Here is a 5921-nt window from a genome sequence, read left to right on the forward strand (position 1 = left end):
GTTGACATAGGCAACGACAGGCACGCCGGGGAATTTTTCGCGGAGCAGGCGGACGTCGGCGCCGGTGATGCTGGCAGCGAGCGAGCAGCCGGCGCGCGTGTCGGGGATCAGCACCGTCTTGTCCGGATTGAGCAGCTTTGATGTCTCCGCCATGAAGTGCACGCCGCACTGGACGATGATGTCGGCCTTCACCTTGGTGGCTTCGACCGCGAGCTGGAGCGAATCGCCGCCGATGTCGGCGACGCAGTGGAAGATCTCCGGCGCCTGGTAATTGTGGGCGAGGATCACCGCGCCCCGGGCCTGCTTCAGCTCGTTGATCGCCTTGATCGTCGGGGCCATCAGCGGCCATTCGATCGGCGGGATGACATGTTTCACGCGCTCGTAAAGCGGCGCGGTGGCGCGCTCGACGTCCGGCGTCCATTCCAGCGACGGCATCGGCAATGCGGGCCTCGAGCCCGCTGCGACGGAACGCGGCGCAGCGGTGGTTTGGCCCTGCGGCCGGTTGGCAAAGTCGTCGGGGCCGTAAAGTCCAGAGATCGGCATTGAAGCCTCCAGCACATATTAAATAAGCTCAATTTGAGTACATATGGAGCCTGAGAAACCCGGCCGAGAGGCCGGGTTCGATTTCAGCAGCGCTCAAATATGCTCAATGAGTAAATTAGACTAGGACAACTAACACTACTCCAAGAGCTCCACGGTCGAATCTTTGGATCTCGACTGAACCTATAAGGGGCGATCAGGCTGCAAAGTGTGAAGTCGCATAACCCGTCGAGTAACACGCGCTCGTGGACGGCAACTGCGACACGAGATGCAACAGCGCAATGCGCTTGAATCCCGCGTTCAGGCCATCAATTTCGATGAATTTCACTGCCGCGCCTGTGCGAGGTTGCGCCCCAAAGCTGCTCAGTATGGAAGCCGTTTCGAAGCCGTTGCCCGGGATCCGGCAACGCACCTTCGAATTGGCGCTATCGGAGCGGGCGAAACGCCGCGCCGCTGCGCGAGATTACGGATTCGAGATCTTCCTTTGAACGTGCATTTCGGTGAGATTACTAGCATTCGCAACTCAGTTAGGCGCGTCCGCCAACGGCGGCCCGAGATTCTCGTCGAAAAGCCAATAATCCGAATCGCTAATAATCGTTCTTAAATCGTGGGCGCAGGTGAGCGCGTGATGCTTGCACAGGATCGCTGCAACGAGCAGAGATCCTCTGTTGAAATCTTGTCAGTGCGAACGAGCTCTGAGGATAGGACCTAACATCCGGTGGCGCCGCATTTGACCAAGCCAGCAACGCAAGTCGGGAACGACTCTGCTGACACTCAGCTGCTGGTGCGGCGATTAACGTTGGAGGTCCGATCCCTCAACATCTGTCTGGAGGATTTTCTTCAAGTCCGGGCCAAAGCACTCGGCATCACTGGACCACAATTGACAATCTTGATGGCAGTGACAGACCTAACGAGCGAGGGGGATGTTGCAGTCAGCACGGTGGCAAAATTGCTGAAAGTTGACCCGTCCTTCATTACAATAAATTCCAAGGCGCTGGAGAAGGCCGGATTTCTGCGGCGCAAGCCCTGTATCAGGGATGGTCGGGTCGTCCACATGTCACTGACCGACAAGGCTTGTAAGCGCCTCGCGAACGTCGCTGCACAACAGAAGGAACTCGACCAATTTGTGTTCGGTGAGCTTGGCGTTGAGGAATTGACCAAACTGTCCAGCCGATTTGCAGCGCTCAGGCGACGGCTGGACGGTGCTCGTTTAAAAGCCGCCATGGATATTGGCGCGGTGACAACCCGAGGCAGGGGACGACTTCAGTCGACGAAGGGAAGCTCGTTGGATCGCTGATGGTTGCCTGGAATGCGAGGGTATCACGCACGTCCAGGCACCGTCATCATCAAGCGCCCATCGGCTCATCGCATTGCAATTCCGCCTCAGCGTTCGACGAGCGCCGATCTATCAGGTGCTCGGGTCCAACAACTTTTTGCGACGACACGGTCACATCCGCTTCGTGAGACGTTGCAGCAGCAAGTAAGGGCGAACCTAACTGGCTCATGTCAAAGTCAATGAGCAGATTTGCCATCCCGGCCCATACGATGGTCGATCCTGGGCTCATGCCGCTTTTCTGGAAGTCCCGATCAAGATAGATTCGGTATGCGGCCCGAGCTCTACGCGTGGGGCGCAGAGTTCTGGACTGGCTTGACTCATCGCACGCGAACTTGGTTTCTAAGCGTCTCGGTGCGGCATATCAAAGCGCTTGCAGCTGGTGACGAACGCCTTTTTCGCCTCGGCATTCTCAAAGCAAAAATGTGCCCCCTCATCGGCGCGCTCAATCGACCAGTCGATTTTGGCAGCCCGTGCAATGCGCGATGCCTCTTCGCGCAAGACATCCAATTGCCTCCCATGGGCCCGAACGATCACACAATCTGGCATTTAGAACCCTCGCTAACCCGAATGTCCAGTTCACGATGTACGGCCGGGCTCACAGCGCCATTCATCCAGACCATGGCTCTTGCAGTCCTCGTGATATAGCTGACCTCGTCGAGGCAACACCATTACGCGCTTTGATGCAAGCCACGCCGAAACAGGTCCGGACCGATTGCACATAATTGGAAACAAGGCGGCTGGACGCCTCCCCCCTTTCGAGCAAACCCGGATCGCCCCGCGTTAAGGTTTCTGAACGGCAAAACTATGAAGAGAGACGTTTTGTGTGTAGGATCGCTCGCACCGGGGCTGGACCGCATTTTTTCATGATAGGCATTTTGAACCCGGGAAGGCCGCCGGCAATATTGTCGGCCGCCTTTTTCAGCAATAACACGATTTGGGACTGGCCTACATGCGACGGCTTCGGTGCTTATAGCCGCAGCTCAGATTATTATGAATTAGCTGGCCAGCACAGCAGTGCCGCATGGGGCGTTAATGCACGATTGGAAGAACGAACTTGACGCACTGGTCGCTGAAACGATGGCATTCACCAAATCGCTGAAGCTAGAGATCCAGCTGCCCCGGTCTCTGCCGAAGGAAGCCGTCGAGCGGGGTGACCTCAGCGCGTCAGAGTATGACGGCAGCGAACGCGAAGAGATCAAGAAGCGGGTCGAGAGCTTCAAAGCGCACCAAGAGCACTTCACGCGTGAGCGCGAGGAATATGCCAATTCCCAGCTGCGCCGGATCAGGCCGATCACGAGAGCCTAGACGAGCTTGAGCCCGCCGAAGCTTCCCTGCACGCTCAGCGGCACAAATTGAGGTGAAAGTAGTGCGGCGATTTGTGCTTGATAAGCGCGCGGGTTTGCGGCTGTCCCAAATCGGCATATTGCCGTGCGCGGAGTTCTCAAGCTCGGATTGCCTATTCTCCTAGGTTTTTCAAACGCACGAACCCCCACCGCGCTTGAAAAATGCATTCCATCCGCAAAACTCGCAGGAAAGCTGCTCCAAAACCCGAGTGCCTGACGCTTAGACTTACTTTGAAACCGATCGCTCAAACCGTCTACTAAGCGTTTTGCCATTGACCAAGATCAAAGCGTCAATTCTACACTCTCTATCCTCTCAAGACTTCACGGAGGCTAGATCATGCGCAACCTTCTTTATATTGCTGTGCTTGCACTTCCCATGCTCGTCTGCTTTGGATCACCTTCGACCGCCGCTCCGCGGGCTCGTTCGTACATCCCCCCAGCTCGGCAGGACGTTTATTGCCTGCAGGGACGTACCTGGGGATATCCTGGCAACTGCCAGTTCTCAACCTACGATCAATGCATGGCCACCGCATCCGGCACCCTCGCATATTGCGGTCTGAATCCCATCTACGCGTTCCAGCGACAGGCAGGACAGTCACGCTGATCTGCGATCGCCACGAGATCGTTGTCAATTCCTGGTCGAGATTGTCCCTTTTGCGGACCTCGACAACACCGACCAATATTCTTAAGGCCAAGACCTTTGTTTTCAAGTTGCCCAAGACATATCCAAAAGACTTCAGTGCGTAACCTTATCTCGATGAGAGAGGAGCGATTCCCGACCCTTAGACCAGCGTCAAACCTGTGCGTGGCCGGGCTCCATATTTCTGCATCGACGCGTGATCGTTTACGACCCGAGACCATAATTGCGTGCGATGGACATCGAGTACGACGTGAGCGCGAGGCAGTGCCGGCGATGAAGCTCGCCGCCGAAACCGATGGTGTAGCGCGCGGCCGCAGGCGACTGGGCCCTCGCGCCCCATGTAGACGACAACAAGCTAGCACTACTTTGGCAGAATGTGTTTTCGCCGCTGTTTTTCAAGGATTTGCTTTCGGCAATATGGGCACTGCTGGGGCGGCGGCCGAAGGATGAGATCGACGATGGCGTGACGTACGGCGGGCATAGTCGGTTGAGGCGGAGGCCCGTTGATTGTTTTTTTTTCGCCCCGCGTTTGCGAGGCGACGATGTTGCAGGAAGGCGTAGGCAATCATTGTCATAAGGGCGTGGCGATGAAGACCTTGCCATGATCGCCCTTCGAAGTGATCAAGTCCAAGTTCCTCCTTCAACTGTTGATGCGCCTGCTCACAAATCCACCGTGCCTTGATGGTGGCGGCCAGCGTGCGCAGATCCGTCGTCGCCGGAAGATTGGCGAGATAGTATTTCTTCTCCCCGGAGGCACGTTGCTCGCCAATGAGCCAGGCTTCGTCGCCTGGGAGATGCTGCTGACCTTTATCCCATATCCGCTGCGGAGGGCCGTCGGCGGTGCGGACACGGAGAGCAGCAAATCGGGCTTTGAGCCGACCTTTCGTCCCGCTGCGCCAACTCACGGTTTTCCATTTGGCGCTGGCCAGCATTTGTTCTGCCGCAATCGATAAGATATCGGGCACGTGGTGCTTTCGTGGTTTGCCACGGGCTTTGGTGATCGGCCAAATGAGCTTCACATCGACCGGATACATTTTCTGGTGCCGAGGGATACCGACCGCCCAGGCCAGCCCGCGCTCTGTTAGCCCTTGTCGAAACGGTGCGCTGAGGCCGTATCCTGCATCCGCCAGCACACATCCAAAGCGTATGTTGGCTGCCATCGCGCGGTCAATCTCGGCCAAAGCGATCTCCGGCTTGGACCGCGGCGTTCGGTGTTCGACTGGCACGCGAGCGCGCTTCAAGCGAGGCATGTCGCTTGTCCAGCTGTCAGGCAGAAAGAGACGTAACGCGACCATCACGGGCACTTCCCCGCGCGCAAGCGTTAAAGACACCAGCGTTTGGCAATTTGCAGTTTTACCGAGAGCCGACGCGTATTGAGCCGCAACACCGACCGATCGCTCACCCTTTTTCGGCAGTGAGGTGTCATCAATAACCAGCACCGCATCCCTGCCGCCGACAAGTCGGTCCGCCTGGTTGAGCAGCTCTGTCTCTAGCGGCGTCGCGTTCCAGACGCCGTCCGCAATGAAATGGTGCAACTGGTCGTAGTTGCTCGTGGCAAGGCGTTCCGCCATCGGCTGAACGCTCTTGCGATCGCCAGGACCGATCAATCCCGCAACATATAGAGGACACATCCGCTGTCGGGTCTTATGACCCAGCCGGTCCAAGAACGGCATCAGCCAGCGTTCGAGTTCGTCTTCCCATCCCGGCATGGTCAGCCCTCCAAGAGCCGACCACCCATGAATCATTGAACAATTGATTCGGGAATCCTATAAATCGCGGCAAAATCAACAATCTGCCAAAGTAGTGCTAGGGTTCAGACTCAATTGATCCAATAAGCGACGAGAGCGGCGAGGTGGACGGCGGCCAAGAAGTTTCTGGCAAGTTTGTCGTAGCGAGTAGCAACACGCCTGAAATCCTTGAGCCGGCAGAAACAGCGCTCGATAACATTGCGCCCTTTATAGAGGCGCTTGCTGAAGCTGTGGAGGGTTACCCGGTTGGATTTGTTTGGAATGACGGGTTTCGCGCCGCGATTGACGATTTCGGCGCGAAAGCCGTCGCCATC

The 5921-nt window shown here is 56.9% G+C and carries 8 protein-coding genes; 3 read left to right on the forward strand and 5 right to left on the reverse strand.

All coding sequences use genetic code 11. The features are described from left to right. A partial coding sequence (nadA, locus tag IVB50_RS42080) for a quinolinate synthase NadA (RefSeq protein ID WP_247300673.1) occupies window positions 1-543 on the reverse strand: 543 nt, incomplete at its 3' end. Between the two features lie 727 nt (window positions 544-1270). Here nadA and IVB50_RS42085 point away from each other — a divergent pair. Then, window positions 1271-1837 (forward strand): MarR family transcriptional regulator, encoded by a 567-nt coding sequence (locus IVB50_RS42085; RefSeq protein WP_018460476.1) that lies wholly within the window; start codon window positions 1271-1273, stop codon window positions 1835-1837. Between the two features lie 49 nt (window positions 1838-1886). On the opposite strand, the gene IVB50_RS42090 is transcribed toward IVB50_RS42085, so the two are convergent. Both IVB50_RS42090 and IVB50_RS42095 read right to left on the reverse strand, forming a co-directional pair. Then, a complete protein-coding gene (locus IVB50_RS42090) occupies window positions 1887-2105 on the reverse strand; it encodes a hypothetical protein (protein ID WP_247300674.1) in 219 nt (72 codons plus the stop codon). A gap of 110 nt (window positions 2106-2215) precedes the next feature. Next, a complete protein-coding gene (locus IVB50_RS42095; RefSeq protein WP_018460477.1) occupies window positions 2216-2383 on the reverse strand; it encodes a hypothetical protein in 168 nt (55 codons plus the stop codon). Between the two features lie 525 nt (window positions 2384-2908). Between IVB50_RS42095 and IVB50_RS42100 the strand changes: the two genes are divergently transcribed. Together IVB50_RS42100 and IVB50_RS42105 are read left to right on the forward strand one after the other, a co-directional pair. Further along, entirely contained in the window at window positions 2909-3181 is a 273-nt protein-coding gene (locus IVB50_RS42100; RefSeq protein ID WP_247282202.1) for a hypothetical protein, read from the forward strand. 375 nt (window positions 3182-3556) lie between these two features. Continuing rightward, a complete protein-coding gene (locus IVB50_RS42105; RefSeq protein ID WP_083926480.1) occupies window positions 3557-3823 on the forward strand; it encodes a DUF3551 domain-containing protein in 267 nt (88 codons plus the stop codon). 431 nt (window positions 3824-4254) lie between these two features. Here IVB50_RS42105 and IVB50_RS42110 read toward each other — a convergent pair whose 3' ends face one another. Together IVB50_RS42110 and IVB50_RS42115 are read right to left on the reverse strand one after the other, a co-directional pair. Beyond that, entirely contained in the window at window positions 4255-5604 is a 1350-nt protein-coding gene (locus IVB50_RS42110) for an IS701 family transposase (RefSeq protein ID WP_247300676.1), read from the reverse strand. A gap of 74 nt (window positions 5605-5678) precedes the next feature. Next, window positions 5679-5921 (reverse strand): transposase (locus IVB50_RS42115; RefSeq protein ID WP_247296352.1); only part of this gene is annotated, 243 nt, incomplete at its 5' end.

The organism is Bradyrhizobium sp. 87, from assembly GCF_023073015.1.
Classification (GTDB): domain Bacteria; phylum Pseudomonadota; class Alphaproteobacteria; order Rhizobiales; family Xanthobacteraceae; genus Bradyrhizobium; species Bradyrhizobium canariense_D.